Annotated in this window: 1 protein-coding gene; it reads left to right on the top strand. The window is 51.9% G+C overall.

Annotated features, from left to right (window positions below; all coding sequences use genetic code 11):
- Nucleotides 1–202: hypothetical protein (locus AA84_RS19260; RefSeq protein ID WP_236628040.1), on the top strand; the 202-nt coding region annotated here is incomplete at its 5' end.
- Nucleotides 203–243 lie beyond the last annotated feature (41 nt).

Below are 243 nucleotides of genomic sequence, written 5' to 3'. Positions count from 1 at the left end.
GGTCCTTAATTTCCAACCATGTATGATGGTCTCCTGTCTTTTCGGTGCTGAATCGCCGCTTCGGTTACTCGCTTGCCGCGGGCGCACCACGAGCCTCCTCAGACAAACAAAAATCTGCGGGATCTCGCTGGCACGCTGTTCCCGCTGGCGCCAGAGTACCTCCGCTTTGACTCTTGGCCAAGACACTGGTCTATTGGCTTGAAAACAGGGCAAAATCATGTACTTTCTTTACCTGTAAGAAAA

Origin of the sequence: Sporolactobacillus terrae DSM 11697 (assembly GCF_000648615.1) — a bacterium.
Lineage (GTDB): Bacteria > Bacillota > Bacilli > Bacillales > Sporolactobacillaceae > Sporolactobacillus > Sporolactobacillus terrae.
The sequence above is the reverse complement of the archived record's forward strand: the minus strand, read 5'-3'. Positions and strand labels throughout refer to the sequence as shown.